The following is a 25,730-nucleotide window of genomic DNA, read 5'->3' as shown; positions in this document are numbered from 1 at the left end:
CGGCGGCCCGGGAACGCCCTGCGCCCCCGGGCCGCCGGTTCTGCCGCGGAGCGGTGTCAGCCCTGGTCGTAGACGGGCTGGGACTGCGGGTTGAACTCATCCATGACGATCTCCTCCGCGCCCCGGGTGCGCTCGTCGGTCAGGCGCAGGACGTCGAGCCCGTGCTGGATGTCCGAGGAGTACACGTGGCCGTTGTAGTAGTAGGCCGACCACGATCCGGCCGTACTGAGCTGGTCGGGGTCCCACGGCCCGCGGTCGAAGTACCCGATCTCCTCGGGGTTGTCGGGGTCGCTCATGTCGATGATCGAGACCCCGCCCTGGTACCAGGCCTGCACGAAGAAGTCACCGCCCGGAACCGGAATGAGCGAACCATTGTGCGCCACACAGTTCTCAGTTTCGGACTGGTGCCTCGGCAATTTGAAGTAGCTCCGAAATTCGAGGTTCGGGCTTTCCCCGCTGTCGTCGAGCGAGTGGATCGCGTTGGCGCCGCGTTCGGGACCGGTCTCCTCGTCGCAGGTGGCCGCGTGGCCGCTGCCGAGCTCGTCGGTGAAGACGACGTTGTTCGCGTCGTCGGTGAAGGTGGCCGAGTGCCAGAAGGCGAAGTTCTCGTCCTGGACGCGTTCGACGACCTCGGGGTTCACGGGGTCGGTGATGTCCATGATGATGCCGTCGCCGATGCAGGCGCCGGCCGCGATGTTCTTCTCCGGGTACGCGGTGATGTCGTGGCAGCCGGTGGTCTCCTCGTGGCCGCCGTCCGGGAACAGCACGGGTTCGTTGACCACCTCGGCCGAGGCGGGGTCGGCCGTGGGCACCTCGATGATCGAGATCTTGTCGTGCGGCGGCTGACAGTTCGGGAAGTTCTCCGACGGCGAGTACGAGGACACGTAGATGTAGTCGGTCCCGTCCTCCCCGGGCACGAGCGTATTGGTGTGCGAACCGCAGTCGGTGCGCACCGCCTTCACGTATTCGGGGTCGGCCTTGTCCGAGATGTCGAAGATCCGCATCCCCTCGAACCCGTCGGGGTCGGACGCGGGGACCTCGGCGTCACCGCACTCCTCGCCCGCCCGCGGGTAGTCCACGGAGAAGTAGAGCAGGTCCCCGCTGACGGTGACGTCGCCCTGTCCGCCGGGGCACACCACCGTGGAGACCACCTGGGGGTCCTCCGGCTGTGAGATGTCGTAGACGGTGAACCCGTCGTAGTTGCCTCCGATGGCGTAGTCACCGCTGAAGGCGAGGTCGGAGTTGAACTGTGGCTCGCTGTCCAGGCCCGGCTGTTTGGGGACGTTGGCCAGGTGCACCACTCCCCCGCCGGTCTCGACCCCGTCCGCGGCCCACGCGCCCGGCGCGGCCCCTGCCGCGGCGAACAGGACCAACACCGACGCTGTCGCCGCCCGGTGCACCGCGGAGCGTTCTCCGCGCCCTGGTACGACCCCCATACCCACCCCCGAAAAACACAGAAAGCAGTCTTTTGACTACTTTGTGTTGTACTCACCGCACAGGCCACAGACCAGGCGAAACACCGAGATCGGACATCTGATGACGTAAGGGTGCACACGTGGCCCCGCCTCGACGGGGACGCGCCACCGGAACCCAGGGCTGGACAAAACACCCGCGGACTGAGTAGAAAACCCCGCAGGGTGTCGCACACGGCCGACACCGCGGGCCCTGCGCCCGCGCCCGCCCCCACCCCTGGAGGACACCTCGTGCGCCGCCTCGCACTCGCCACCGGATCGGCCCTCGTCCTGCTCGCCGCGACCGCCTGCACCGACGACGCCGACCAGGAGTCCGCCAACGTCATCGCCCCCGGCGCCCCCGGGGAGTCCTCCTCACCCGCCACCCAGGAACAGATCGCCGCGCTCGCCGAGGAGCAGGGCCACAACGAGGCCGACGTCGACTACCTCGTGATGATGATCGAGCACCACACGCAGGCCCTGGAGATGACCGACCTGGTCCCCGACCGCCACGAGCGCGACGGCATCGAGCGGATCGCCGACCGCATCTCGGCGGCGCAGGAACCGGAGATCACCGCGATGGAGAGCTGGCTGGAGGAGAACGTCTTCGCCCCGGCCCGCGAGAACCCCGCCCACCAGAACTTCTGTGGTCTCGAGGGCGACGGGGACCACCACGCGGAGGGCGAGGACGTCGCCGAGTGCGTGCTCGACGTCGACCACGACGACATGGAGGGCATGGTCTCCGAGGAGGACCTCGAGCGCCTGGAGTCGGCCGAGGGCGACGACTTCGACCAGCTCTTCGTGGAGCTCATGAGTGAGCACCACCGGGGCGCGGTCACCATGGCCGAGGACGTCATGGCCGACGGCAGCGACCGCCAGGTCCTGGAGATGGCCAACGACCTCATCGCCGAGCAGAACACCGAGATCTCCCGCATGGAGCGCATCCTCGAGGAGGGCTGACCGCCCGGCTCAGCCCTGCTCCGGGGCCGGCGGTGCTTCACCGGTGTCGGCCAGGGCCAGGACCTCCTCCGCTGCAGCCCGTCTGCGCACCACCCAGCGGTTGCAGAAGTAGAGAGACACCACCCCGACGGTGAACATGACGGCCCCGGCGAGGTGGATCCAGGAACCCTCGCTCAGTGCGACCAGGGTCCAGTTGAGCATCGCCATGAGCGCGAAGAACACCCCCGAGGTCCGCGGCCACCAAGGCATACGGAGCATCTGGCGGGCGAATTGCACGGTGAGGCGGTCGATCTCCGGTGGACCGCCGAGGTGGCCCCCTTCCAGTTGCCTCCGGGCGGCGAGGACGTCCTCCGCGCGGGTTCCGGCCACCAGGGGTTCGGGGTCGGCCCGGCGTGCGTACCAGGCGAACCATCCGCCCATCGTCGCCCCGAAGGCCACCCCCATGGCCAGGGCCCAGAAACCGGCCTCAACGGCCGAATCGAAACTCTCGCTCGGCACCAGGTCGAACCACATCGCCGCGAACCAGAAGAGCGCGAACAGGAATCCGCTGAGGATGCCCTGCACGACCGCGGTTCTGCCGGGGCGGGCCCGGGCACGGATCTGGAACTCGATGAACCGGCGGCGGAGGGGGTGAGGGGGCTCAGGGGGCATGGAACGCCCCTACCCGATCAGGGGCGCCGCTCACCTGAGACGTGACGCACACGAGCGCCCGCCCCCGGGTGCGGGGACGGGCGCTCGGTCGTTCTCGGGGTGGCAGGCTAGGCCGACTTCTCCTGCTGCCCGTCGTCGTCACCGAGCTGGTTGCGGGGCACGATCGTCGGGTTCACGTGCTCCTCGACGGCCTCGCGGGTGATGATCACCTGGCCCACGTCCTCGCGGCTGGGCACCTCGTACATCACCGAGAGCAGGACCTCCTCGATGATCGCGCGCAGGCCGCGGGCGCCGGTACCGCGGATGATGCCCTGCTCGGCGATCGCGGACAGGGCGTCCTCGGAGAACTCCAGCTCCACGTCGTCGAGGTCGAAGAGCCGCTGGTACTGCTTGACCAGGGCGTTCTTCGGCTCGGTGAGGATCCGGATCAGCGCCGGGTTGTCGAGGTCGTGCACGCTCGTGATCACCGGCAGGCGGCCGATGAACTCCGGGATCATGCCGAACTTGAGCAGGTCCTCGGGCATCGCCTCGGCGAAGACCTCGCTGCTGTCGACCTCGCTCTTGGGGCGCAGCTCCGCGTTGAAGCCCATGCCCTGCTGGCCCGTGCGCGAGTCGATGATCTTGTCCAGACCGGCAAAAGCACCACCGCAGATGAACAGCACGTTGGTGGTGTCGATCTGGATGAACTCCTGGTGGGGGTGCTTGCGCCCGCCCTGCGGAGGCACGCTCGCGGTCGTGCCCTCCAGGATCTTCAGCAGCGCCTGCTGCACACCCTCGCCGGAGACGTCTCTGGTGATCGACGGGTTCTCGCTCTTGCGGGCGACCTTGTCGACCTCGTCGATGTAGATGATCCCGGTCTCGGCCTTCTTGACGTCGTAGTCGGCGGCCTGGATCAACTTCAACAGGATGTTCTCGACGTCCTCGCCCACGTAACCGGCCTCGGTCAGCACCGTGGCGTCGGCGATCGCGAAGGGGACGTTGAGGATCTTGGCGAGCGTCTGCGCGAGCAGCGTCTTGCCCGAACCCGTCGGGCCGAGCAGGAGGATGTTGGACTTGGCGATCTCGACGTCCTCGTCGCCGGGCCGCTCACCCTCCGAACGCACACGCTTGTAGTGGTTGTAGACGGCCACGGAGAGCGCCTTCTTCGCGCGGTCCTGGCCGATCACGTAGGAGTCGAGGAACTCGTAGATCTCACGGGGCTTCGGAAGGGAGTCCCAGGTGAGGTCGGTGGCGTCGGCGAGTTCCTCTTCGATGATCTCGTTGCACAGTTCGATGCACTCATCGCAGATGTACACACCGGGGCCAGCGATGAGCTTCTTCACCTGCTTCTGGCTCTTGCCACAGAACGAGCACTTCAGCAGGTCCCCGCCGTCGCCGATGCGTGCCACCCAGCCACTCCTCAAAACTAAGGCCACCCCGCCCGGCGGGCGAGGCGATCTGTGTGTCGCTCTTCGCCAGACTAAGCGACGAACCGGACCGGCTTCACCACCGGATTGCCACAGGCGGGTCAGGAACCGGCCCGGTTCGGCGCTCGTGTCGCCCGTGCACCCTACTTCAGGGAAGCCTTGCGGTAGGGGAGCACGAAGTCGATGAGACCGTACTCGACGGACTCTTCCGCGGTCAGGATCTTGTCCCGCTCGATGTCGTCCGAGACCTGCTCGACCGTACGCCCGGTGTGCTTGGCCAGCGTCTCCTCGAGCTGCTGGCGGATCCGGGTGATCTCGTTGGCCTGGATCTCGATGTCACTGGCCTGGCCGTGCATGCCCTCGGTGGCGGGCTGGTGGATCATCATCCGCGCGTTGGGCAGCGCACCGCGCTTGCCCTTGGTCCCGCCGGCCAGCAGGATCGCCGCGGCGGACGCGGCCTGGCCGATGCACACCGTCTGGATGTCCGGACGGACGAACTGCATGGTGTCGTAGATCGCCATCAGCGACGTGAACGACCCGCCCGGGGAGTTGATGTACATCTGGATGTCGCGCTCGGAGTCGAGCTGCTCCAACGTGATGAGCTGCGCCATCAGGTCGTTGGCCGAGACGTCGTCGATCTGGACGCCGACGAAGATGATCCGCTCCTCGAAGAGCTTGTTGTACGGATTCATCTCCTTGACGCCGTAGGACGTCCGCTCGGTGAAGGACGGCAGGACGTAGCGGCTCTGCGGAGCCGAGGGGGCCATGCCGCCGATGAGACTGCTCGGGTTGAACTCGGTCATTTCACGCCTTCCACGCACTGCGCCGTTCCTGGAACAAGGTACGACGGGCTCAACTCTGGTTCCGGTCCCCGGTCACGTCGAGGGACCCCTCCAGGACCTCGTCGATGAAGCCGTACTCCAGGGCCTGCTGGGCAGTGAACCAACGGTCCCGGTCGGCGTCCTTCTCGATCTGCTCGAGCGGCTGGCCGGTGTGGTGGGAGACCCGCTCCAGGAACATCTTCTTCACGTAGAGAAGCTGGTCCGCCAGGATGCGGATGTCGGAGGCCGTGCCCCCGATACCACCGGAGGGCTGGTGCATCATGACGCGCGTGTGCGGCAGGGCGTAACGCTTGCCCGGGGCACCGGCGCACAGAAGCATCTGGCCCATGGACGCGGCCAGACCGATACCCACGGTCCGGACGTCGTTGGGGATGTACTGCATGACGTCGTAGATCGCCATACCGGCGGTCACAGAACCACCGGGCGAGTTGACGTACATCGTGATGTCCCGCTGGCGGTCCTCGGCGGACAGCAGCAGGAGTTCACCCACGAGGCGGTTGGCGATCTCGTCATCGACCTGCTGCCCGAGGAAAACGATTCGCTGGCGCAACAGGCGCTGAGGCGTCTGCTCCATAAAAGGGGAAAGCTGCGGGTCCGACGTACGAGCGTCGAACGTGGACTCATCAATCGGCGGCACTCTCGTCACCTGCTCCGGAATCGAAACGGCTGCGATACCCCAGACACTAACGCCGACATGCACCGCGGACGCACGGATCCCGAGGCTGTTCGCTTTGAGCGCATGTGGCCCGGCGCTGTGGTCTGGGCCTTCCTCCACCGGCGAACGCGGCGGGCCCCGCCGGCGACCCTTGGGTCACCGGCGGGGCCCGAAACAGACGTCCGGCCGGGGCGGGACTACTTGGACTCGGTGTCGTCCTTCGCCTCGTCCTTGCTGTCCTCGGACTCCTCCGAAGCGGCCTCGGCCGACTCGTCGGAAGCCTCGGCAACGGCGGACGCGGCAGCCTTGGCGGCCTCCTCCGTCTCGGAGGCGGTCTCCTGCTCGACGACGTTGCCGTCCTCGTCGGTGATCTTGGCGTTGGCCAGGACCAGGTCCATCGCCTTGCCGCGCACGACCTCGGTGAAGGCCACGCGGATCTGGTTGGACTCGACGAGGTGCTGCGCCAGCTGGTCCGGGCTCACACCCATGCGCTGGGCCTGCTCGAACACGTACTGGCTGAGCTCGCTCTGGTCGGCGCTCAGGTCCTCCTGGAGGGCGAGCTGGTCGAGGATGAAGCCGGCCTTGACCGCCGAGCTGGCGCCGGTCTTCAGCTCCTCCTCGAACTCCTCCTCGGTCTTCTCCTGCGACTCGAGGTAGGCCTCCTTGCTCAGGCCGCTCTGGCCGAGCTGCTGCTCCAGGCTCTGGCGACGGCGCTCGATCTCCTCGTCGACCACGGCGTCGGGCAGCGGCAGGTCGATCTGCTCGATGAGCTTCTCGAGGGCCTTGTCGCGCGCAGCGGACAGCTGCTGCATACGACGGACCTCGGCCATGCGGTTGCGCACGTCGTCACGGAGCTCGGCGATCGTGTCGAACTCGCTCGCCAGCTGGGCGAACTCGTCGTCCAGCTCCGGGAGCTCCTTCGTCTTCACGCTGTGCACGGTGACGGAGACGTCGGCCTCCTGGCCCTCGTGGTCACCGCCGACGAGGGTCGTACGGAAGCTCTCCTCGCCGCCGGACTCCATACCGCGCAGGGTCTCGTCCAGGCCCTCGAGCATGTTGTTCGTGCCCACCTCGTACGAGTAGCCGCTGACGGCCACGTCGTCGAGCTTCTCGCCGTCCACCGAAGCGGACAGGTCGATGGACAGGTGGTCGCCGTCCTCGATGGGACGGTCGACACCGACGAGGGTGGAGAAACGCTCGCGCAGGGTGTTGATCTGCTCGTCGATCTGCTCGTCGGTGACCTCGGCGCTGTCGACGGTCACCTCGATGCCCTTGTGGTCCTCCACCTCGAACTTCGGCCGGACGTCGACCTCGGCGGTGAAGGCGAGCTCGTCGTTGTCCTCGAGCTTGGTGACCTCCACGTCGGGCTGGCCGAGCGCGAAGATCTCCTCCTTCTGGACAGCGTCGTTGTACAGCTCGGGGACAGCGTGGTTGACCGCTTCGCTGATCACAGCTCCACGGCCGACGTAGCGGTCGATCAGCCGCGCCGGCGCCTTGCCCGGGCGGAAGCCCTTGATCCGAACCTGCTTCGCGAGCGACTTGTAGGTCACGTCGAAAGCGTGCTCGAGCTCCTCGAAGGGCACCTCGATGGTCAGCTTGACCCGGGTGGGGCTGAGCTCCTCGACATCGGTCTTCACGGGGCGGTACTCCTAGGTTTGCCGGCTGGTGTCCGCGTCGGCCCGCAGGCGCACCACTCGAACGGCGAATGCACGCACGCACCCCGGGACCGGTCTGACGACCGCGTTCTGAAGGGGTGCCCTGCGACGGGCTGGGACTTACAGTTTCCTGCTGATCGCACCAAGTCTAGGGCAGACAGACAGGGGGCCACGGCGCACAGCCGTGAGAAGCCGTGCCACCGCGGTCGGTTCCGTCGGGGTGGCGGGATTCGAACCCGCGGCCTCATGCTCCCAAAGCATGCGCGCTAACCAAGCTGCGCTACACCCCGCTGCGCCGGACCCAAGGATCGCATCCCCGGGATGAGTGTGCGACCACCACCCCGGAGACTGTACTCTGGTCTCCGTCGGCGCAACGAGTCTAGAGGAAACTCAACGGCTCCGGCGCCACGCGGGCGTAGTTCAATGGTAGAACCCCAGCCTTCCAAGCTGGTCATGCGAGTTCGATTCTCGTCGCCCGCTCCGCTCGCGGGGCGAGCTGCGTGTGCTTCGCACACCGCAGCTCGCTCCGCGCTTCTTTCGGGGGGCCACCCCCCGAACCCCCCAGTGGCGCTCGCTTGCGCTCGCGCCGTCTGTGGCGGAGGTAGCGCCCATCCCTCCCACGTCCGTGGTCGAGGTTCGAACCTTCGAAGAGGCCACACCACGCACTCTGTCCTGTTCGAGGGACGCCCCCGTGCGCGCTCGCTTGCGCTCGCGCCGTCTGTGGCGGAGGTAGCGCCCATCCCTCCCACGTCCGTGGTCGAGGCTCGAACCTTCGAAGAGGCCCCACCGCGCACTCTGTCCTGTTCGAGGGACGCCCCCGTGCGCGCTCGCTTGCGCTCGCGCCGTCTGTGGCGGAGGTAGCGCCCATCCCTCCCCCGTCCGTGGGCGAGGTTCGAACCTTCGAAGAGGCCACACCACGCACTCTGTCCTGTTCGAGGGACGACCCCGTGCGCGCTCGCTTGCGCTCGCGCCGTCTGTGGCGGAGGTCGCGCACACCCCCCACCTCTGTAGTCGAGGTTCGAACCTTCGAAGAGGCCACACCACGCACTCTGTCTTGTTCGGGGGACGACCCCGTGCGCGCTCGCCGGCGCTCGCGCCCGCTGTGGCGGAGGCCGCGCGCCCCCTCCCACGTCCGTGGTCGAGGCCGGAAGCTTCAGAGAGGCCCTGTCGGGCTTTCTTGGTGCCGTTCTGTGATCTACCGATCGAGTTTTCGGCACTTCTATCCGGTGAGCGGACTCCCCCTGGTCACTGACAGCTCCCAGGCCCGCACGCGGACGCCGAACCGTAGAGCGCAGGGGCGGCCAGGCAAGGTGGGACCGGGGAACGAATCCGCTTGGCGAGGGGCACTCGCCGGCGCTCGTGCGCCCTCGACAAGCGTTCTGGAGGGGGTGTTCTGGGGGCCGGATGTGGTCAGGCGGGGGCGCCCGTGCCGGGGGTGATGTGCTCGGCGACGGTCACGCGGAAGTGGAAGTCCGCCGTCGCGCCGACCACACGCACGATGTACTCACTCGGTGAGATGCGGAACGCGTTCCGGTCCCGTTCCGACCACGGGTGCTGCGGCCGGTAATCGCGCGTCAACCGCAACGCGGCGTCCGCGGCGCTGTCGAAGTCGCCGAACGGCCCCGCCACGATGGGGGTCATCCCCCAGCGCCACCGGTCCCGCCCCAGCCCCTCGGACTCCTCGACCAACACGACCCAAGCCATGGGCTCTTCCTCTCCGGAGAGTCTCTGTTCCGGGGATGGGACGCAGGGAACGGGTGTCCGGTTCGGGGCCGCACGGTTGTGATCCCGGGCACCCCCGGGGCGGTTTCACCCGACCCGCGCACCGGAATACCCACTTCGAAGAGGTACGTTGACCACTCGTGAGGGCCCTCGGATGCTTCGAGAACAGGTGACGGCATGACGGAGACGAACGCGCAGCACAAGGCGGTCAGACCTCTGCGCGCGCACTGGTTCGACCGGCCCGACCCCCTGGAGCGGCCCGTCGTGGTCACCGGTGTCTTCGACGTCCTGCACGTGGGGCACGTGCGCTTCCTCAGGTCCATCGCCGAACGCGGTCTCCCCCTGGTCGTGGGCATCGAGTCCGACCAGCGGGTGCGCGCCTGGAAGGGCCCCGGACGCCCCGTCAACCCGGCCGAGGAACGCGCCGAGACCATCGCCGCGCTGGGCTGCGTGAGCGGGTCCTTCGTCATCGACGGCGCCCCCGAGATCGCCGACTGGGCCGCCTACGCCGACATCCTGCGCCCCCTCTCCCCCGCCGCCCTGGCCTTCACCGAGGGCGACCGGTACACCCACGCCAAGATCCGCGGCGCCGAGGCGCTCGGGGCGCAGGCGTGGGAGCTCCCCTTCACCCCCGGCCGTTCCACCACCGCGGCACTGGGACGCCTGGCACACTCGCTCTGACGGTCACGTTCGGGAAGAGCCGCCCCCGCCCCGGTGTTGATGGTCGGCGAATCCGCGAACACGAAGAGGCTGTCCATGATGTCAGGAAGGCCCTCCTACAGGGCCTTGGTCAATGACGGGAGCGCACGGGGACAGAGGCTGCCCCCGGGGATCACGCGCCGCATCCTGTCCTACGCCGTCCCGCACTGGCGTTCCATCCTCGTCTTCCTGTTGGTGACGGCGGTCGGTGCGGGCATCGTCGTCGCCAACCCCCTGCTGCTCCGCGCCATCATCGACGAGGGAATCATCCCCTCGGACACGTCGGTCGTGGTGTGGCTGGCGGTCGCGGCGGGTGTGCTGGCGATCCTGGAGGGTGCCATCACCCTGACCGGGCGCTGGCTGTCCTCCCGCATCGGCGAGGGCGTCATCTACCTGCTGCGCACCCAGGTGTTCACGCACGTGCAGCGCATGCCGATCTCGTTCTTCACCCGCACGCAGACGGGGTCGTTGATCAGCCGGCTCAACACCGACGTCGTGGGCGCCCAGCGCGCCATCACCTCGGTGCTGCAGTCGGTGGTGACCAACCTGGTGAGCCTGGTGGCGGTGCTCATCACGATGATGGCGCTGTCGTGGCAGGTCACGCTGGCGGCGCTGGCGATGATCCCGCTGTTCATCGTTCCGGCGAAGGTCCTGGGCCGCAAGCTCGCGGTGATCTCCCGGGACGCGATGGACAACAACGCCCAGATGAGCTCCCTCATGACGGAGCGCTTCAACGTCGGCGGCGCGATGCTCGTCAAGCTCTACGGGCGCCCGTCGGAGGAATCGGCCGGATTCGCCGTGCGGGCCGAGCGCGTGCGCGACCTCGGGGTACGCCAGGCGGTCTACGGCGGGCTGCTGTTCACGATGCTGGCCACGATCACGGCGCTGGCCACCGCGATGGTCTACGGCGTCGGCGGTGTGCTGGCGGTGGACGGGGCGTTCGAGGTCGGGACCCTGGTCGCCCTCACGGCGCTGCTGGCACGGCTGTACGGGCCCATCACGACGCTCTCCAACGTGCACGTGGAGATCATGACGGCGCTGGTCTCCTTCGACCGGGTCTTCGAGGTGCTGGACCTGGAACCGGCGATCAAGGAGAGCCCGGACGCGCGCCCGCTGCCGCAGGGGCCGCTGTCGGTGGAGTTCGACCGGGTCTCGTTCCGGTATCCGAGCGCCGAGGAGACCTCGGTGGCCTCGCTCGAACTGACCCCGCAAGTGCAGAGCAGCGACGACGCCCAGGTGCTGAGCGAGGTCTCGTTCCGTGCCGAACCGGGCCGCATGGTCGCGCTCGTGGGACCGTCGGGCGCCGGCAAGACCACGCTCACTCACCTGGTCTCACGCCTGTACGACCCCACGGAGGGCACGGTGCGCGTGGGCGGGGTGGACCTGCGCGAGGCCACCGGCGACTCGTTGCGCGACTCGGTGGGTGTGGTCACCCAGGACGCGCAGCTCTTCCACGACACCGTCGGCGCCAACCTGCGGTACGCGAAGCCCGAGGCCACCGACGAGGAGCTCGTCGAAGCCCTGCGCATGGCACGCCTGGGCGCCCTGCTGGACCAGCTGCCCGACGGGCTGGACACCATGGTCGGCGACCGCGGGTACCGGCTCTCGGGCGGTGAGAAGCAGCGCCTGGCGATCGCACGGCTACTTCTGAAGGCCCCGTCGGTCGTGGTGCTGGACGAGGCCACCGCCCATCTGGACTCGGAGTCGGAGGCCGCGGTGCAGGAGGCCCTGGCCGTGGCGCTGGCGGGCCGGACGTCCCTGGTGATCGCCCACCGGCTGGCGACGGTGCGCGAGGCCGACCAGATCCTGGTGCTCGAGGACGGCCGCATCCTTGAACGCGGCACCCACGACGAGCTCCTGGGAGCGGGCGGGCTGTACACGGCGCTCTACCGCACGCAGTTCGCCGCGCAGGACCGCTGACGCAACAGGGGCCGCCCCGCACGGGGGTGGCCCCTCACGCGGCGCGTAGGCGTTCGCGCTCGCGTTCGCGTTCCCGCTCGAGTTCGGCCTCCACCGCCCTCTTTCGGGCCTTCTTGTCGGCCTTCCTGCGCTTCTTGCTGCTCTTCTCGGTGCCCTCGTCCTGATCCTTGCCCCGGGCGGCCTTCTCGGCCTCCTTCTTCCTCGCCTTCTTGCCCTTCTTCTGTTTCTTGGGCTTCTTGGCGTCCTTGGAGGTGACGTGGTCGCGGAGGGGCTCGGGCAGGGGCGCCAGGCCGGGGCCGCCCTCGAAGATCCAGTCGTCGAGGGCCTCGACCAGCTCGTCGTCGGTGACGCGGCCGAGCCACACCGGGCGCCCGCCGGCCGCGCGGCCCTTGGCGGAGGGCTGCACGACCACGACGTTGGCCTCGAAACAGATGTCCAGGCACTTGGAGCGGCGCACGGGGACGGTGCGCCCGGTGTGGTCGTCGATGGCGCTGAGGCGGGCGAACTGGGCCTCGTGGTCGACTCCGGGAACCTTCTTGGTGGTGCCGCAGCAGCATCCCCGGCAGACCGTGAGACGGCATGGGGCGTCACCGACGGAGCTCATGTGCACCCCCTGGAGCAACGATGGTTAGGTGTGCCTTACCTCTGCCCAGCATACGTGCCACGGGCGACCGTGCGGTGCGCCCCGTCACCGCCGCCCGGAGCACGGGGGGACTACTTGCGGTCGTCCGTCTCGCCCTTGTCGTCCTCGCCGGAACCGTCCTGCTCCTGCGAGCGCTTACGCAGGTAGTCCCCTGCCGCACCGGCGCCCTTGTCGATCTTGTCGTCGTGCGCGCCGCCCGTGGCCTTCTTCGCGGCGTCGGCCGCCTTGCCGACCAGCCCCTCGACCTTGTCGGCGTTGTCGTCGACGGCCTTGCGCAGCTTGCCGAACGCGTCCGAGACACCGGACATCGTGCATTCCCCCTTCGGTGCGTGACCTGTCCGAGCAGATACCCGCTCGCGGGGCAACCTATCGGGGCTCAGATCCCGAGGATCATCCGGGCGATGGAGAAGTAGATGATGAGCCCGGTCGCGTCCACGAGCGTGGCGACCATGGGCGAGGAGACCACCGCCGGGTCGACCCCGACCTTGTTGGCCAGCAGGGGCATCGCCGAACCGATGATCGCCGCCCAGGTACAGATCGCGATGACCGTGCACGCCACCACCAGGGCGATGAGCGTGCCCACCAGGAGCGATCCGATGCCCAGGGCCAGGGCGGCCAGGGTCAGGCCGAGCATGAAGCCGACCCGGCACTCCTTCCACAACACCTGGGGCAGATCGCGCACCCGCACCTCGCCCACCGCCAGGGCGCGCACGATCGCGGTCGCCGACTGCGCGCCGACGTTACCGCCGGTACCGATGAGCATGGGCACGAACAGCGCCAGCGCGGTGACCTCTTCGAGGGTCGCCTCGTAGGCCTGCATGACGTTGACGGTGAGGGTGGCGGCCACCAGCAGCACGACCAGCCACACCGCACGGGCTCCCACCAGGCGGAACACACCCACGGACACGTAGTGGTCGCCGACCGGGCTCGCACCGGACTGGCGCGCCATGTCCTCGGAGTCGGCCGCCTCGATGACCTCCAGCGCGTCGTCGAAGGTCAGCATGCCGACGAAGCGTTCCTCGGAGTCGACCACCGACAGGGCGACCAGGTTGGCCTCCTGCATCAGACGGGCGGCGCTTTCAACGTCCTCGGAGGCCCGGACCCGGGGCGCGAACACGTCGACGACGTCCTTGAGCAGGCGGTTGTCGTCGGAGATGACCAGGTCGCCCAGGGCCACCGTGCCGACCATGCGGCGTCCGTCGCTGACCACGGGCAGGGTGTAGATGTTCTCCGCGTCGGCCCCTCTGGCGCGCACGACCTCCAGGGCGCGCCCCACGGTCAGGTCCCGGTGCAGGATCACCGTCTCGGGTGTCATGTACCGGCCGACGGAGTTCTCGGGGTAACCGAGCAGCGCGGCGGTCATCCGGCGTTCGGAAGGGCTCAGTCCCGCCAGGGCGCGGGTGGCGATCTTGGCGGGGGCCTCCCCGATCAGACGGGCCCTGTCGTCGGGGTCCATCTGCTCGAGGATGTCGTGGAAGGCGTGGTCCCGCAGGCCCAGGAGGATGCCCTGCTGCTGGCTGGGGTCGAGCTCCTCGAAGACCTCGAGCTCTCGGTCCTTGTCCAGAAGCCGGAAGGGGATGATCGCGTGGCCCTCGTCCATGCGCGAGAGTTCGTCGGCGATCTCGTAGGGCCGATGTTCCGCCAGCCAGAGCCGGATCCCCGTCAGATCGTTGGAGTCGATCAGATCGAGCAGTTCCTCAGCGCGTTCGCCTTCTGCCATGCGAAGCACCCCCTCGCGTCTCCTGCGCCCACCGGGGCGCGGGGCGCCGTGGACGTTCCTCTGACTTGGCCCGGGCCTGTGGTGAGGGCCCCGCTCCGTGTCCCGGTGTCGTGGTGGGGTCGTGCTGAGTTGGCGCCCGGGGGCGGAAAGGGCGGGCACGACGTGCCGGGGACGGTGTACGGCCGGGCCGTACGTGGGACGGGGAGCACCCCGACCTTACCCCTCCCGAAGGGCGCGGGCGTTCGTCCGGCCCGGCGTGGGGTGTGCCCGCAACCGTCAGTCGCGCCAGAGGACGACGAGCGCGCAGTCGTCGTTCTTGTCCTTGCTGAGGGTGTCGACGACGTCGTCGGCGCCGCTGGAGAAACCGTGCGTCACCAGGGTCTCGGCGGCGCCCAGGAGCCGGTCGATGCCGGCGTCGAGGTCCTCGCCGGGGGTCTCCACGAGCCCGTCGGTGCAGAGCATCAGGGCGTCGCCGGGACGCAGGCGTCCGTCGACGGGGGTGTAGGTCATCTCCGGGATCACGCCCAGGACCACACCCTTGGCGTCGGTGGTGGCCCACACGCCCTTGCCGCCGTCGTAGTGCACGGCGGGCGGGTGGCCGGCCGAGAAGACCTGGTAGGCGCCGGTGGACAGGTCCACGCTCAGGTGCACGGCGGTGACGAACCCCTCACCCTCGCTGTGGCGCATGAGGTAGTCGTTGCAGTGGGCGAGGAAGTCCCGGGTGGAGACCGCGCCGATGAGGCCGCTGAAGGCGCCGGAGAGCAGCAGGGCCCGGGTTCCGGCGTCCACGCCCTTGCCGGAGACGTCGACGACCGCGATGTCGAGCTGGTCGCCCTGGCGGTGGGAGACCACGAAGTCGCCGCCGAAGGAGGAGCCCCCGGCCTGGCGCAGGACGGCGGTGCGCCCCCACCCCTGCGGGACCTCGGGGAGTTTGCCCTGGTGGCGCAGGCGGTCGCGCAGGTCCAGCAGCATCATCTCGCCGCCCAGGCCCTGCACGCCGAGGCGTTCGCGCACCCCGGACAGCAGGTAGGACAGCACACCGGTCACACCGATGGTCACCAGCAGGCCCGGCCCGACCTGTCCGAAGTCGAGCATGTACCCGACGAAGAGCAGAACGGCGGCGACCACCCCGAGCAGGAAGGCCAGGCTCTTGCGCTTGAGCAGGAGCCCGCCGGCGAGCACCGTCAGGATCGTGGAGCTGGGCGGGAACCACTGGGTGGGCCCCCAGACGGCGCCGACGCCTATCCCGACCGCTATCGCGCACAGGGTGATGAGCACCAGCCGGTAGCGGAACAGCACCTTGCGCCGCAGCACGGCGACGAACCGCTGCGCGGTCGAGCGCATCAGCCGGGTCACCTTGGCGGTCGGTGTGGCGTTCATGGATCCTCTGCTCGGCTCACCCGCGGACGGGTGGTCGGTTCGGTAGGGGCTCGGCGCAGCGCTGGGGTTCGGACACGGCCGGGCGGCCCGGGCCGGTCCACCGGAGCACTGTGGGAGGCCCCGGACGTGGAGGGCGCTGCGGCCGGTGCCCGCGGGCGGGGCCGCGCCACGGCCTTGAGGGGGCCGTGATCGTGCACGAACTCTAGCGCGGGGGGTACCGGCCAAGCACGCGTGGCGGACCGGGTCGACCCCCGATACCCGGGTTAACGGTTCGGCCTAAACCCGAGTGCCCGGAGGGGCGCGGAGATCGCCCGGCTGCCGGGCCAGACTCTCACGGGGGACCGGATCGGACCAGGGCCGGAGCAGGATCGGTGGGGCGGGATCGGGGCCCGGATCCGGGTGCGCCGGCGGGCCTCGGAGGCAAGGGCCGGAAGGCCCCTACAGGTCGCGCCCCGTACCGGCGCGGGCACGGGGCGCGGGGCGGACGGTCGGGTCAGGGAAGCGGCGGCAGCTCGCCGTTCTCCTCGTAGCGGGAGAGCATCTCGATGCGCCGGGTGTGGCGCTCCTCGTCGCTGTAGGGCGTGGCGAGGAAGACCTCGACGAAGCGGGTGGCCTCCTCGAGGGAGTGCATCCGCCCGCCGACACCGAGCACGTTCGCGTCGTTGTGCTCGCGCGCCAGCTTCGCGGTGTCCTCGCTCCAGGCCAGGGCCGCGCGGACGCCCTCGACCTTGTTGGCGGCGATCTGCTCGCCGTTGCCGGAGCCGCCGATGACCACGCCGAGGGAACCGGGGTCCTTCGCCACGCCCTCGGCGGCGCGAAGGACGAAGGGCGGGTAGTCGTCCACGGCGTCGTAGACCGCCGGCCCGGCGTCCACGACCTCGTGGCCGTGCTCCTTCAGCCAGGAGACGAGGTGTTCTTTGAGCTCGAAGCCCGCATGATCTGATCCAAGGTAAACACGCACGTGTCCAGTCTTGCAGGTCGCGGGCGCACAACGCGCCGCGCCCCACCCCGGAGGTCCGGGGTGGGGCGCGGCGTGCGGTTCTTCTGGTCCTGCCCGACTCAGGCGCCGGCCGCGGCGGCGGCCACGCTCAGACCGAGGGCAGCGAAGCCGACCATCGAGAGCAGCGCGATCAGGTTGTAGTTCACGACGGACTTGATGTCCTTGCTGAGAGGACCAGCCTTGGAGACCTTGGGCTTGTTGCTCAACTCACACCTCGATTGGGTTCGACCGGGAAGGACCAGTCCGGATTTTTCCACACCGATGAACGCGACTTGAACCGGGTCCGATTCCCCGGCCCACCGCTGCGCGTGTGTGATTCCGAGCACCGCCACGGGTCCGGTGGCTACATCTGCACGGCCTTGACCTCGCAGAACTCCTCCAGGCCGGGCAGTCCCCACTCGCGGCCGTTGCCGGAGCGCTTGTACCCGCCGAAGGGAACCCGGGGGTTCATGGCGCCCCCGTTGAGCTCGACCTGGCCGGCCCGCAGGCGCCGGGCCACGGCCAGCCCTTCGTCGGGGTCGCCCGACCACACCGCGGCGCTCAGGCCGTAGACGGTGTCGTTGGCGAGGCCGACCGCTTCCTCGACGTCGTCGTACGGGATCAGGGCCAGGACCGGACCGAAGATCTCCTCCTGGGCCACGCGCATGTCGTTGCGCACGTCCGCGAGGATCGTCGGCTTCACGTAGTACCCGGTGTCCAGGCCCTCGACGGGCTCGGCGCCGCCGGTCACGACGCGGGCGCCCTCGGTCCCGGCGAGCTCGATGTAGGAACGCACCTTCTCCAGCTGGGCGGCGGAGACGAGCGGGCCCATGCGGGTGGAGCCGTCGGTGGGGTCGCCCGGCGCGTACTTCTCGGCCGAGGCGGCGGCCAGTTCCACGGCCTCGTCGTAGGAGTCGCGGTGGACGAACATGCGGGTGAGGGCGTTGCAGCTCTGCCCGGTGTTGCGCATGACGTCGGCGACGCCGCGCTTGACCGCCTGGGTGAGGTCGGCGTCCGGCAGGATCACGTTCGGCGACTTGCCGCCCAGTTCCAGAGCGACGCGCTTGACGGTCTCGGCGGCGACCTGCGAGACGCGGGTACCGGCGCGGGTGGAGCCGGTGAAGGAGACCATGTCGACCTTCGGGTGGGCGGCGATGGCCTCGCCCACGACCGGGCCCGTGCCCGAGACGAGGTTGAACACACCGGCGGGGAGCCCGGCCTCGTCGAAGATCTCGGCGAGCGCGTAGGCGCCCAGCGGGGCGATCTCGGTGGGCTTGAGCACGACGGTGTTGCCGGCGAGCAGGGCCGGCACGACCTTGAGCACGATCTGGTGGAGCGGGTAGTTCCACGGGGTGATCGCACCGACCACGCCGACGGCCTCGTGCACCACGAGGGAGTTCTCGACGCGCTCACCGGTGAAGTAGCGCTCGCCGTGCTCCTCGACGAGGTCGATGTAGGTCTTGAACATCATCTGGGGCAGGCCGGCCTGGACCTTGCGGGAGAAGCCGGCGGGTGCGCCCATGTCGCGGGTGAGCAGCGCGGCGATGTCCTCCGCGCGCTCGTCGAAGAGTTCCAGGGCCTTGGCCAGGTGGGTGACGCGCTGTCCGTAGGGGCGCCGGGACCAGGCCGGGAAGGCGGCAGCGGCGGCCTCGACCGCGCTGTCGACGTCCTTGGCCGATCCCGCGGGAACGGTGTCGATGACCTGTTCGGTGGCCGGGTCGAGGACCTCGAGGCCCTCGTCGGAGGCGGAGTCCGTCCAGGCGCCGTCGATGTAGAGGGAACGCATAGGGCCACTGTCCCAGAGCGTCTCGGGCTTTGGCCAGACGGGCGGGGTCGGCACCGGTGATCCCACCGATACGGGGATCCGGTGGTCGGGTCGGGTGTGGGCGGCGGGCGCGCCGGGGCGCGAGTGGGGCCGGGCCCGGACCGTGGTCGGCCCGGGCCCGGCCCTACGGCTCAGTCCCAGTGGGGAGGGCGGTCCTCGAGCAGCCGTGCGGTGCTGTCGTCGTCGGCGTCGCCCCAGCCCGACCCGCGCTCGTCGCTGGTGGTGTCGGGCAGGATGTCGAGGTCGTCGAGGAGTTCGACGACGCGGTCCTCATCGGGTCCGGACACGGCAGTGTTCCCTTCGGGTGAGCCTTCGGTTCGGTCAGTCGAAGATGGGGTCGCGGGTGCGGGTGCGCTTGAGCTCGAAGAAGCCGTCGGTGCCGGCCACGGCGCGCACGCCGTCCCAGAGCTTGCCGGCCTCCTCGCCGCGGGGGGCCGGGCTGACGACCGGGCCGAAGAAGGAGACGCCCTCCACCCGGACGACCGGGGTCCCGACGTCCTCGCCGACCAGCTTCATGGCCTCGGCGTGCGAGGCGCGCAGGGGCTCATCGTATTCGGTGCTGTCGGCGGCCTCCACGAGCTCCTCGGGCAGCCCGGCCTCGGCCAGGGCGGCCTTCAGGGTGGCGGTGTCCTGGGCCTCCCCGCGGTTGTGGAACCGGGTTCCGATGGCGGTGTAGAGCGGGCCCAGCACCTCGGGGCCGAAACGCTGCTCGGCGGCCGTGCACACACGCACCGCGGCCCAGGAACGCTCCATGAGCTCCTGGTAGCCGTCGGGCAGCTCGCGGCCGGCGTTGAGCACGGCCAGGCTCATCACCCGCCAGCGCACCGTCACCGGGCGCACCTTCTCGACCTCGACCAGCCAGCGCGAGGTGATCCACGCCCAGGGGCACAGGGGGTCGAACCACATGTCGGCGACCGTGGTCTGCGGCTCGTGCGCCTCGCTCATCACTCAACTCCTCGGAAGTCGTGCACAGGGGTTTCCCTCGATGGCAACCGGACCGATCGGTTGCGCATTCCGCACCCGTGCGTGGCAGGATCGATCCGTTACCGACAACGATCTCCGGCCGGCGTCGACGGCGGCCGTGGAAGGAGCGTGGCGTGGCGGGCAACCTCAAGCGGGACGAGGCTCGGGAGCGGGCACGCGTCCTCGGCGTGGACTCCTACACCGTGGAGCTGGACCTGACCACCGGGGACGAGACCTTCCGGTCCACCACGGTCGTGCGCTTCTCCAGCAGCGAACCCGGTGCGCGGACCTTCATCGAGCTGGCCGCCCCGCGGGTGCTGTCGGCGACGCTCAACGGCCAGGAGCTGGACCCGGCCGAACTCTTCGACGGCGAGCGCCTGACCCTGCCCTCGGTCGCGGCCGAGAACGAGCTCACGGTCGTGGCCGACGCCGCCTACATGCGCACCGGCGAAGGCCTGCACCGCTTCGTCGACCCGGTCGACGGGGCCGTGTACCTGTACAGCCAGTTCGAGACGGCCGACGCGCACCGCATGTACGCGTGCTTCGACCAGCCCGACCTCAAGGCGACCTTCGAGCTGACCGTGCTCGCCCCGCCGGAGTGGGAGGTCGTCTCCAACAGCGCGCCCGACGCCGTGCGGGAGGACACCGGGGCCGAGGGGCGGGTGCGCTGGCACTTCCCCGCGACCGAGCCGATGTCGACCTACATCACCGCGCTCATCGCCGGGCCGTACCACGTGGTGCGCGACCACCACGACGGCATCGACCTGGGCCTGTTCTGCCGCGCGTCCCTCGCCGAGCACCTGGACTCCGCGGAACTGTTCGACGTCACCAAGCGCGGCTTCGACTTCTTCCACGAGCTGTTCGGCGTGCGGTACGCGTTCGGCAAGTACGACCAGCTGTTCGTGCCCGAGTTCAACGCCGGCGCCATGGAGAACGCGGGCGCCGTCACCTTCCTCGAGGACTACGTCTTCCGTTCCCGGGTCACCGACGCCCGTTACGAGCGCCGCGCCGAGACGATCCTCCACGAGATGGCACACATGTGGTTCGGCGACCTGGTGACGATGCGCTGGTGGGACGACCTGTGGCTCAACGAGTCCTTCGCCACCTACGCGAGCGTGTACGCGCAGGTCAACGCCACGCGGTGGAAGGAAGCCTGGACGACCTTCGCCAACGTCGAGAAGGCGTGGGCGCTGCGCCAGGACCAGCTTCCCTCGACCCACCCGATCGCCGCGGACATGACCGACATCCAAGCGGTGGAGGTCAACTTCGACGGCATCACCTACGCCAAGGGCGCCTCGGTGCTCAAGCAGCTGGCCGCCTACGTGGGTGTGGACTCCTTCTTCGCCGGTGTGCGCGCCTACTTCCAGGAGTTCGCGTTCGGCAACACCGAGCTCAAGGACCTGCTCAAGCACCTGGAGGCCGCCTCGGGCCGCGACCTGTCGGACTGGTCGCGCGAGTGGCTGGAGACGACCGGCGTCAACACGATGCGCGCCGACTTCGAGGTCGCCGACGACGGCACGTTCACCTCGTTCGCGGTACTGCAGGAGGCCGCGCCCGAGCACCCGACGCTGCGCTCGCACCGGCTGGCGGTGGGCCTGTACGACCGCACCGACGAGGGCATCGTGCGGCGCGAGCGGGTGGAGCTCGACGTCAGCGGCGCACGGACCGAGGTTCCGGAGCTGGTCGGCAAGGCCCGCCCCGACCTGGTGCTGGTCAACGACGACGACCTGACCTTCACCAAGATCCGCCTGGACGAGCGTTCGCTGGCCACGGTGGTCGACGGCGCCGGGCAGATCCGCGAGTCCCTGCCGCGTGCGCTGGTCTTCGGCGCCGCGTGGGACATGACCCGCGACGGTGAGATGGCCGCCCGCGACTACGTGCGCCTGGTCATCTCGGGCATCGACGGGGTCGACGACGTGATGGTCGCGCAGACCCTGCTGCGCCAGGCCCACGGTGCGCTGGTCAACTACGCGGACCAGAGCTGGCGCCGGGTCGGGCAGGAGCAGCTCGCCGACCGCCTGCAGCAGCTGGTCAACGACGCGGAGCCCGGCGGCGACCTGCAGCTGGCGTACGTGAACGCACTCGCGGCCACCGCGGTGAGCGACGCGCACCTGTCGCTGCTACGCGGGCTGCTCGACGGGGCGCTCACGGTGGAGGGCCTGAGCGTGGACACCGACCTGCGGTGGACGATCCTGCGCCGCCTGGTCTCCACGGGCCAGGCCGGCGAGGACGAGATCGCCGCGGAGCTGGAGAAGGACCCCACCGCGACCGGTGCCCGCCACGCGGCGGGCGCACGCGCGGCGATCCCGACCCCGGAGGCCAAGGCCGCGGCGTGGGAGCGCATCGTGGGGTCGGAGCTGGCCAACGCCGAGTTCCGGGCCACCCTGCTCGGCTTCACGGAGCCGGACCACGCCGAGCTGCTGCGCCCGTACGTGGAGAAGTACTTCGCGCAGCTGCAGCCGGCGTGGAAGGGCTGGACCGGGGAGTTCGCACAGAGCTTCGCGGAGATGGTCTACCCGAGCGCCCTGGTTGAGGACGCCACCGTGGAGCGCACGGACGCCTACATCGAGAAGGAGGACCCGGCCCCGGCGCTGCGGCGCCTGCTGATCGAGGGGCGCGCCGGTGTGGTGCGTGCCCTGCGGGCCCGCGAGACCGACACCGCGGCCGGGCGCGAGCGCGCCTGACGCCGTACGCACGCGGGGCCCGGTGGCACGCCACCGGGCCCCGCCCGTGTCCGGGCACCCCTGGGCTCTCCCGGGGCGAGGGCCGTGCCGAAGGCACGGTGCCGGATGAGTGCGGCCCTCGCAGGCAGCGCCCCGGCCGGAAGGGCCCCACGGGGCCAGCCCGTCGGTGCGCGACCTCCCGCCCTTCACGACCGTATGCGGACGAGCCGGTTCATGGCCCGGGGCATGGGCGTACTGAAGACAGGGATGCCCGGAACCAGCAGGGCCGTCCAGCAGGACCCAGGCGGACCGGGGGCACGGACCGTGCCGGAGGCGCGAACCCCCGGCCGGAAGGGCCCACGGGCCCAGCCCGTCGGTGCGAGGCCTCACGTCCCGTCACGGCCGCATGCGAGGGAGCCGGTTCATGGCCCGGGGGCCATGCCCGGGGCACCGCGCGTCCCACCCCGAACCAACAGGGTCGTCCAACGGGACCCAGGCGGGCCAGGGGCAAGACCGTGCCGAAGGCACGAACCCCCGGGCGGAAGGCCCCCACGGGGCCAGCCCGTCGGTGCGAGGCCTCACGTCCCGTCACGGCCGCATGCGAGGGAGCCGGTTCATGGCCCGGGGGCCATGCCCGGGGCACCGCGCGTCCCACCCCGAACCAACAGGGTCGTCCAACGGGACCCAGGCGGGCCAGGGGCAAGACCGTGCCGAAGGCACGAACCCCCCGCCGGAACGGCCCTACGGGCCGAGCTCGGCCTGTCAGGCCGCAATGCGAACCGCGCAGGCACCTTGCCCAGTAGGGCAATCGCCGCGGAGCGACCGTGTTGTGGATCAGGCGGGGGCGGCGGGGCCGGCGTAGAAACGATGGAGCGCGGCGGCGAAGTCCGCGGGGCGGCCGACGTTGAGCTCGTGCCCTCCGCCCTGCACGATCCGCAGCTGCGCGTGCGGCAGGCCCTCGGCCATGGTGCGCGCGGCGGGCAGGTTGACCACGTCCCAGGACCCGCACATCACCAGGGTAGGAACGCCGACCTCGGCGAGGCGTTCGCTGAAGTCCACACGCCCCACCTCCTCCAGTGCGGCGAGGAACCGGCGCTTGTCCATGCCCCCGGGCTCGGCGAGGCCTTCCGGCAGCACACGGAAGACGGCGGTCTGCAGGGCCAGCGCCGCCCGCGGGGGCCGCACCTGGCCACCGGAGAGCACCAGGGACGCGACACGGTCCGGGTACTCCAGCGCGGTCCACAGCGAGAGCATCGCCCCGATCGACAGCCCGCACAGATGGGCCCGGCCGATCCCGCGCCGGTCCAACCCGTCCACGACCTCCTCGGCGGCAGCGCCGAACGTGAAGAGCCCGTCGCCCTGGTCGGAGAGGCCCGTGATGTGCGGCGCGGAACCGGCGAAACCGTCCGGCAGTGCCGCGAGCTCCGCGTCCCAGGAGTCCGGGCCCGCGCCGAGACCGTGGAGGAAGACCACCTGTTCGGTACCCATGTCCCCAACGCTACAGCGCGCGTTCCCGGCGTCAGAGGATCTGGCCGTCCCCGCCGACGGGACCGACCGTGCGCCGGATCCGGGCGACCATACGCGGATCGGCGAGCAGCTCGTCCACGAGCACGGGTTCGCCCTCGGCACTGGTGAGCGGGATCCGCCAGTTCGGGTACTCGGTGCTCGTCCCGGGCTGGTTCTGCATCCGGCGGTCCCCCACGACGTCGGTGAGCGCGACCCCGACCATGCGGGCCGGCGTACGTGCGAGATAAGCGTGCATGGCGGCCACGACAGCAGCCGGATCGGTGACGGGGTCGACGTCGTCCTCGAGCAGGCCGAGCTCCACGAGCAGGGCGCGCCAGCGTTCCACCCGTTCCTCGGCGTCGGCGCGCTCCTCCTCGACCGGCCGTTCGAGCAGGCCGAGCCGGTCGCGCAGTTCGACGTGCTCGGTGGACAGGAACGAGGCCACCGGCGGCAGGTCGTGCGTGGCGACGGTGGCCAGGCAGTCGGTGCGCCATCGGTCCGGGGTCAGGGGCCGGCCGCTGCGGTCCTGTTCGAACCACAGCACCGACGTGCCCAGGACCCCGCGGTCGTCGAGGTGGTCGCGCACCCACGGTTCGACGGTGCCGAGGTCCTCGCCGATCACGACGGCGTCCGCGCGGTGTGCGGCCAGCAGCAGGGATCCGACGGTGCCCTCGTGGTCGTAGTGCACGTAGGTCCCCTGGTCGGGCGGGGCGCCCTCGGGCACGCACCAGACCCGGAAGAGGCCCATGACGTGGTCCATGCGCACCCCGCCGGCGTGGGCCAGCGCCTGTCCCAGAACCTGGCGCAGGGGCGCGTACCCGAGCTCGGCCAGGCGGCGGGGGTGCCAGGGCGGCTGACCCCAGTCCTGTCCGCGCCGGTTGAACTCGTCCGGGGGCGCGCCCACGTGCAGCCCGGGAACAAGGGCGTCGCCGTACATCCACGCGTCGGCGCCCCCGGGCTGCACGCCGAGGGCGAGGTCGTGCACGACCCCCACGGCCATCCCGGCGTCGAGGGCGGAGTGCTGCGCGTGGCCGAGCTGCTCGTCGAGGATCCACTGGAGCCAACGGTGGAACTCCACGGTCGGCCACCGGCGCAGCGCCTCCTGCCCGACCGCGTGGCGGCCCACGTCCCGCAGGTGTTCGGGCCAGGTGCGGAAGTCGGTCCCGTAGTCCTCGGCCAGGGCGCTCCAGGTCGCGAACTCCACGAGGGGACGGCCCTCACGCTCGAGGTAGGTGCGCAGCGCCGCCTCGCGGCCCGGGGCGCGTTGCACCTGGAAGAGCACCTCGAGGGCCTGGCGCTTGGCCTCCCACACGGCGTCGCGGTCGAGCAGGTCGGCGGTGCGGCCGCGTTCGCGCAGGGGCCGGGCCAGGCGCTGGATCCCCTCGCGCTGGGCCGGGTCCAGGCGTGCGTACTCGGGCACGTCCTCGATGCGGATGTAGAGCGGGCTGGCGTAGCGGCGGCTGACCGGGAGGTAGGGGGAGGCCTCCACCGGGGGCAGGGGTTCGGTGGCGTGGACCGGGTTGACGAGCGTGAAGTCGGCGCCGAGGTCGCGGGCGCTCCAGTCGGTGAGTTCGGCGAGGTCGCGCAGGTCCCCGGTGCCCCAGGAGGCCCGCGATCGCACGCTGTAGATCTGCGTCATGAGGCCCCACAGGCGGCGTCGGCGTCGCAGCGCGGTGGGTTCGATCCGGTCGGGCACCACGAGCAGGGGCGCCTGGTGTTCACCGTCGGCGGCGGTCACCCGCAAGGTGTGCGCGCCCAGGGGCAGCCCGGGCCCCAGGGGCAGCAGGGCACCGTCGGCGGTCTCCACGGTTCCGTGGGCGCCGTCGGGCAGCGCGAGCTCCGGTGCCTTTCCCTCACGTACGACGACGGCCGGGGGCAGTCTCCGGTCGCGTTCGCGTGCGGCGGCCGCCGGATCGGTGGTGTCCGCGCCCAGAGCGGTGAGCACGGCACGGACGGTCTCGGGGCTCACGGCGACCCGCTGCCCTCGCCAGTCCTCGTACTCGGTCGCGACACCGTACTGCTCGGCCAGGTGGGCCAGCTGAACGTCCCTCACAGCAATCGATCATGCCCCACCGGGCTGCGATCACACA

At 70.1% G+C, this 25,730-nt stretch carries 22 protein-coding genes and 2 tRNA genes; 5 read left to right on the top strand and 19 right to left on the bottom strand.

All coding sequences use genetic code 11. The annotated features are described in order from the left end of the window. Positions 1-56: 56 nt before the first annotated feature. Positions 57-1,436, bottom strand: coding sequence for an LVIVD repeat-containing protein (locus tag IDM40_RS07155; protein ID WP_193121129.1), 1,380 nt, complete (start codon positions 1,434-1,436; stop codon positions 57-59). Between the two features lie 267 nt (positions 1,437-1,703). On the opposite strand from IDM40_RS07155, the gene IDM40_RS07150 reads away from it, so the two are divergent. Then, complete coding sequence (locus tag IDM40_RS07150; RefSeq protein WP_193121128.1) at positions 1,704-2,411, top strand: DUF305 domain-containing protein; 708 nt, start codon at positions 1,704-1,706, stop codon at positions 2,409-2,411. Positions 2,412-2,420: 9 nt separating this feature from the next. Here the strand turns inward: IDM40_RS07150 and IDM40_RS07145 are convergent, their stop codons facing one another. The 6 genes from IDM40_RS07145 to IDM40_RS07120 form a co-directional block, all read right to left on the bottom strand. Next, entirely contained in the window at positions 2,421-3,062 is a 642-nt protein-coding gene (locus tag IDM40_RS07145; RefSeq protein WP_193121127.1) for a hypothetical protein, read from the bottom strand. A 107-nt stretch (positions 3,063-3,169) separates the two neighbouring features. After that, positions 3,170-4,450, bottom strand: a complete 1,281-nt coding sequence (gene clpX, locus IDM40_RS07140) for an ATP-dependent Clp protease ATP-binding subunit ClpX (RefSeq protein ID WP_193121126.1) — start codon at positions 4,448-4,450, stop codon at positions 3,170-3,172. Positions 4,451-4,611: 161 nt separating this feature from the next. Then, entirely contained in the window at positions 4,612-5,271 is a 660-nt protein-coding gene (locus IDM40_RS07135) for an ATP-dependent Clp protease proteolytic subunit (protein ID WP_193121125.1), read from the bottom strand. A gap of 49 nt (positions 5,272-5,320) precedes the next feature. Then, a complete protein-coding gene (locus IDM40_RS07130) occupies positions 5,321-5,884 on the bottom strand; it encodes a ClpP family protease (RefSeq protein ID WP_193121124.1) in 564 nt (187 codons plus the stop codon). A gap of 278 nt (positions 5,885-6,162) precedes the next feature. After that, positions 6,163-7,602 carry a trigger factor gene (gene tig, locus IDM40_RS07125; RefSeq protein WP_193121123.1) on the bottom strand — a complete coding sequence of 480 codons (1,440 nt, stop codon included), beginning with the start codon at positions 7,600-7,602 and terminating at the stop codon, positions 6,163-6,165. 233 nt (positions 7,603-7,835) lie between these two features. Further along, positions 7,836-7,910, bottom strand: a tRNA-Pro gene (locus IDM40_RS07120). 119 nt (positions 7,911-8,029) lie between these two features. Between IDM40_RS07120 and IDM40_RS07115 the strand changes: the two genes are divergently transcribed. Beyond that, positions 8,030-8,100 (top strand) — tRNA-Gly (locus IDM40_RS07115). Between the two features lie 930 nt (positions 8,101-9,030). Here IDM40_RS07115 and IDM40_RS07110 read toward each other — a convergent pair. Further along, positions 9,031-9,324, bottom strand: coding sequence for a hypothetical protein (locus IDM40_RS07110; RefSeq protein ID WP_193121122.1), 294 nt, complete (start codon positions 9,322-9,324; stop codon positions 9,031-9,033). A 195-nt stretch (positions 9,325-9,519) separates the two neighbouring features. On the opposite strand from IDM40_RS07110, the gene IDM40_RS07105 reads away from it, so the two are divergent. After that, complete coding sequence (locus IDM40_RS07105; protein WP_193121121.1) at positions 9,520-10,023, top strand: adenylyltransferase/cytidyltransferase family protein; 504 nt, start codon at positions 9,520-9,522, stop codon at positions 10,021-10,023. Positions 10,024-10,098: 75 nt separating this feature from the next. Continuing rightward, the gene (locus IDM40_RS07100) at positions 10,099-11,961 is read left to right on the top strand and encodes an ABC transporter ATP-binding protein (protein ID WP_193121120.1); all 1,863 of its coding nucleotides are present in this window, start codon (positions 10,099-10,101) and stop codon (positions 11,959-11,961) included. A 34-nt stretch (positions 11,962-11,995) separates the two neighbouring features. On the opposite strand, the gene IDM40_RS07095 is transcribed toward IDM40_RS07100, so the two are convergent. The 9 genes from IDM40_RS07095 to IDM40_RS07055 all read right to left on the bottom strand — a co-directional run bounded on the left by IDM40_RS07095 (position 11,996) and on the right by IDM40_RS07055 (position 19,453). After that, on the bottom strand, positions 11,996-12,565 hold the full coding sequence (locus IDM40_RS07095) for a (2Fe-2S) ferredoxin domain-containing protein (protein ID WP_193121119.1): 570 nt from the start codon (positions 12,563-12,565) through the stop codon (positions 11,996-11,998). A 110-nt stretch (positions 12,566-12,675) separates the two neighbouring features. After that, complete coding sequence (locus IDM40_RS07090; protein ID WP_193121118.1) at positions 12,676-12,912, bottom strand: Rv0909 family putative TA system antitoxin; 237 nt, start codon at positions 12,910-12,912, stop codon at positions 12,676-12,678. Positions 12,913-12,980: 68 nt separating this feature from the next. Beyond that, entirely contained in the window at positions 12,981-14,324 is a 1,344-nt protein-coding gene (gene mgtE / locus IDM40_RS07085; protein WP_193121117.1) for a magnesium transporter, read from the bottom strand. A gap of 276 nt (positions 14,325-14,600) precedes the next feature. Then, positions 14,601-15,704 (bottom strand): PP2C family protein-serine/threonine phosphatase, encoded by a 1,104-nt coding sequence (locus IDM40_RS07080; RefSeq protein WP_193121116.1) that lies wholly within the window; start codon positions 15,702-15,704, stop codon positions 14,601-14,603. 493 nt (positions 15,705-16,197) lie between these two features. Beyond that, complete coding sequence (locus IDM40_RS07075) at positions 16,198-16,665, bottom strand: ribose-5-phosphate isomerase (protein WP_193121115.1); 468 nt, start codon at positions 16,663-16,665, stop codon at positions 16,198-16,200. 98 nt (positions 16,666-16,763) lie between these two features. Beyond that, positions 16,764-16,910, bottom strand: coding sequence for a hypothetical protein (locus tag IDM40_RS07070; RefSeq protein ID WP_193121114.1), 147 nt, complete (start codon positions 16,908-16,910; stop codon positions 16,764-16,766). 137 nt (positions 16,911-17,047) lie between these two features. Further along, positions 17,048-18,469: an aldehyde dehydrogenase family protein gene (locus tag IDM40_RS07065; protein WP_193121113.1), complete on the bottom strand. Its 1,422-nt coding sequence runs from the start codon at positions 18,467-18,469 to the stop codon at positions 17,048-17,050. A gap of 170 nt (positions 18,470-18,639) precedes the next feature. Continuing rightward, positions 18,640-18,795, bottom strand: coding sequence for a hypothetical protein (locus tag IDM40_RS07060; protein ID WP_193121112.1), 156 nt, complete (start codon positions 18,793-18,795; stop codon positions 18,640-18,642). A gap of 34 nt (positions 18,796-18,829) precedes the next feature. Beyond that, on the bottom strand, positions 18,830-19,453 hold the full coding sequence (locus tag IDM40_RS07055) for a mycothiol-dependent nitroreductase Rv2466c family protein (RefSeq protein ID WP_216630449.1): 624 nt from the start codon (positions 19,451-19,453) through the stop codon (positions 18,830-18,832). A gap of 152 nt (positions 19,454-19,605) precedes the next feature. Here IDM40_RS07055 and pepN point away from each other — a divergent pair, with 152 nt between their 5' ends. Next, positions 19,606-22,155 (top strand): aminopeptidase N, encoded by a 2,550-nt coding sequence (pepN, locus tag IDM40_RS07050; protein WP_193121110.1) that lies wholly within the window; start codon positions 19,606-19,608, stop codon positions 22,153-22,155. 813 nt (positions 22,156-22,968) lie between these two features. On the opposite strand, the gene IDM40_RS07045 is transcribed toward pepN, so the two are convergent. Both IDM40_RS07045 and malQ read right to left on the bottom strand, forming a co-directional pair. Then, the gene (locus IDM40_RS07045) at positions 22,969-23,622 is read right to left on the bottom strand and encodes an alpha/beta fold hydrolase (protein ID WP_193121109.1); all 654 of its coding nucleotides are present in this window, start codon (positions 23,620-23,622) and stop codon (positions 22,969-22,971) included. Positions 23,623-23,653: 31 nt separating this feature from the next. Continuing rightward, a complete protein-coding gene (malQ, locus tag IDM40_RS07040; RefSeq protein ID WP_193121108.1) occupies positions 23,654-25,693 on the bottom strand; it encodes a 4-alpha-glucanotransferase in 2,040 nt (679 codons plus the stop codon). Positions 25,694-25,730: the final 37 nt, after the last annotated feature.

Origin of the sequence: Nocardiopsis coralli (assembly GCF_014892575.1) — a bacterium.
Classification (GTDB): domain Bacteria; phylum Actinomycetota; class Actinomycetes; order Streptosporangiales; family Streptosporangiaceae; genus Nocardiopsis; species Nocardiopsis coralli.
Note: the sequence above shows the minus strand (reverse complement) of the source record. Positions and strands in the feature narration are given on the sequence as shown.

Excerpts from the sequence above, each read along its gene's own strand:
- IDM40_RS07155 (WP_193121129.1), bottom strand. The coding sequence starts at position 1,436 with ATGGGGGTCGTACCAGGGCGCGGAGAACGCTCCGCGGTGCACCGGGCG.
- IDM40_RS07145 (WP_193121127.1), bottom strand. The coding sequence starts at position 3,062 with ATGCCCCCTGAGCCCCCTCACCCCCTCCGCCGCCGGTTCATCGAGTTC.
- IDM40_RS07135 (WP_193121125.1), bottom strand. The coding sequence starts at position 5,271 with ATGACCGAGTTCAACCCGAGCAGTCTCATCGGCGGCATGGCCCCCTCG.
- IDM40_RS07130 (WP_193121124.1), bottom strand. The coding sequence starts at position 5,884 with ATGGAGCAGACGCCTCAGCGCCTGTTGCGCCAGCGAATCGTTTTCCTC.
- IDM40_RS07110 (WP_193121122.1), bottom strand. The coding sequence starts at position 9,324 with ATGGCTTGGGTCGTGTTGGTCGAGGAGTCCGAGGGGCTGGGGCGGGAC.
- IDM40_RS07105 (WP_193121121.1), top strand. The coding sequence starts at position 9,520 with ATGACGGAGACGAACGCGCAGCACAAGGCGGTCAGACCTCTGCGCGCG.
- IDM40_RS07100 (WP_193121120.1), top strand. The coding sequence starts at position 10,099 with ATGATGTCAGGAAGGCCCTCCTACAGGGCCTTGGTCAATGACGGGAGC.
- IDM40_RS07095 (WP_193121119.1), bottom strand. The coding sequence starts at position 12,565 with ATGAGCTCCGTCGGTGACGCCCCATGCCGTCTCACGGTCTGCCGGGGA.
- IDM40_RS07090 (WP_193121118.1), bottom strand. The coding sequence starts at position 12,912 with ATGTCCGGTGTCTCGGACGCGTTCGGCAAGCTGCGCAAGGCCGTCGAC.
- mgtE (WP_193121117.1), bottom strand. The coding sequence starts at position 14,324 with ATGGCAGAAGGCGAACGCGCTGAGGAACTGCTCGATCTGATCGACTCC.
- IDM40_RS07080 (WP_193121116.1), bottom strand. The coding sequence starts at position 15,704 with ATGAACGCCACACCGACCGCCAAGGTGACCCGGCTGATGCGCTCGACC.
- IDM40_RS07065 (WP_193121113.1), bottom strand. The coding sequence starts at position 18,469 with ATGCGTTCCCTCTACATCGACGGCGCCTGGACGGACTCCGCCTCCGAC.
- IDM40_RS07055 (WP_216630449.1), bottom strand. The coding sequence starts at position 19,453 with ATGAGCGAGGCGCACGAGCCGCAGACCACGGTCGCCGACATGTGGTTC.
- IDM40_RS07045 (WP_193121109.1), bottom strand. The coding sequence starts at position 23,622 with ATGGGTACCGAACAGGTGGTCTTCCTCCACGGTCTCGGCGCGGGCCCG.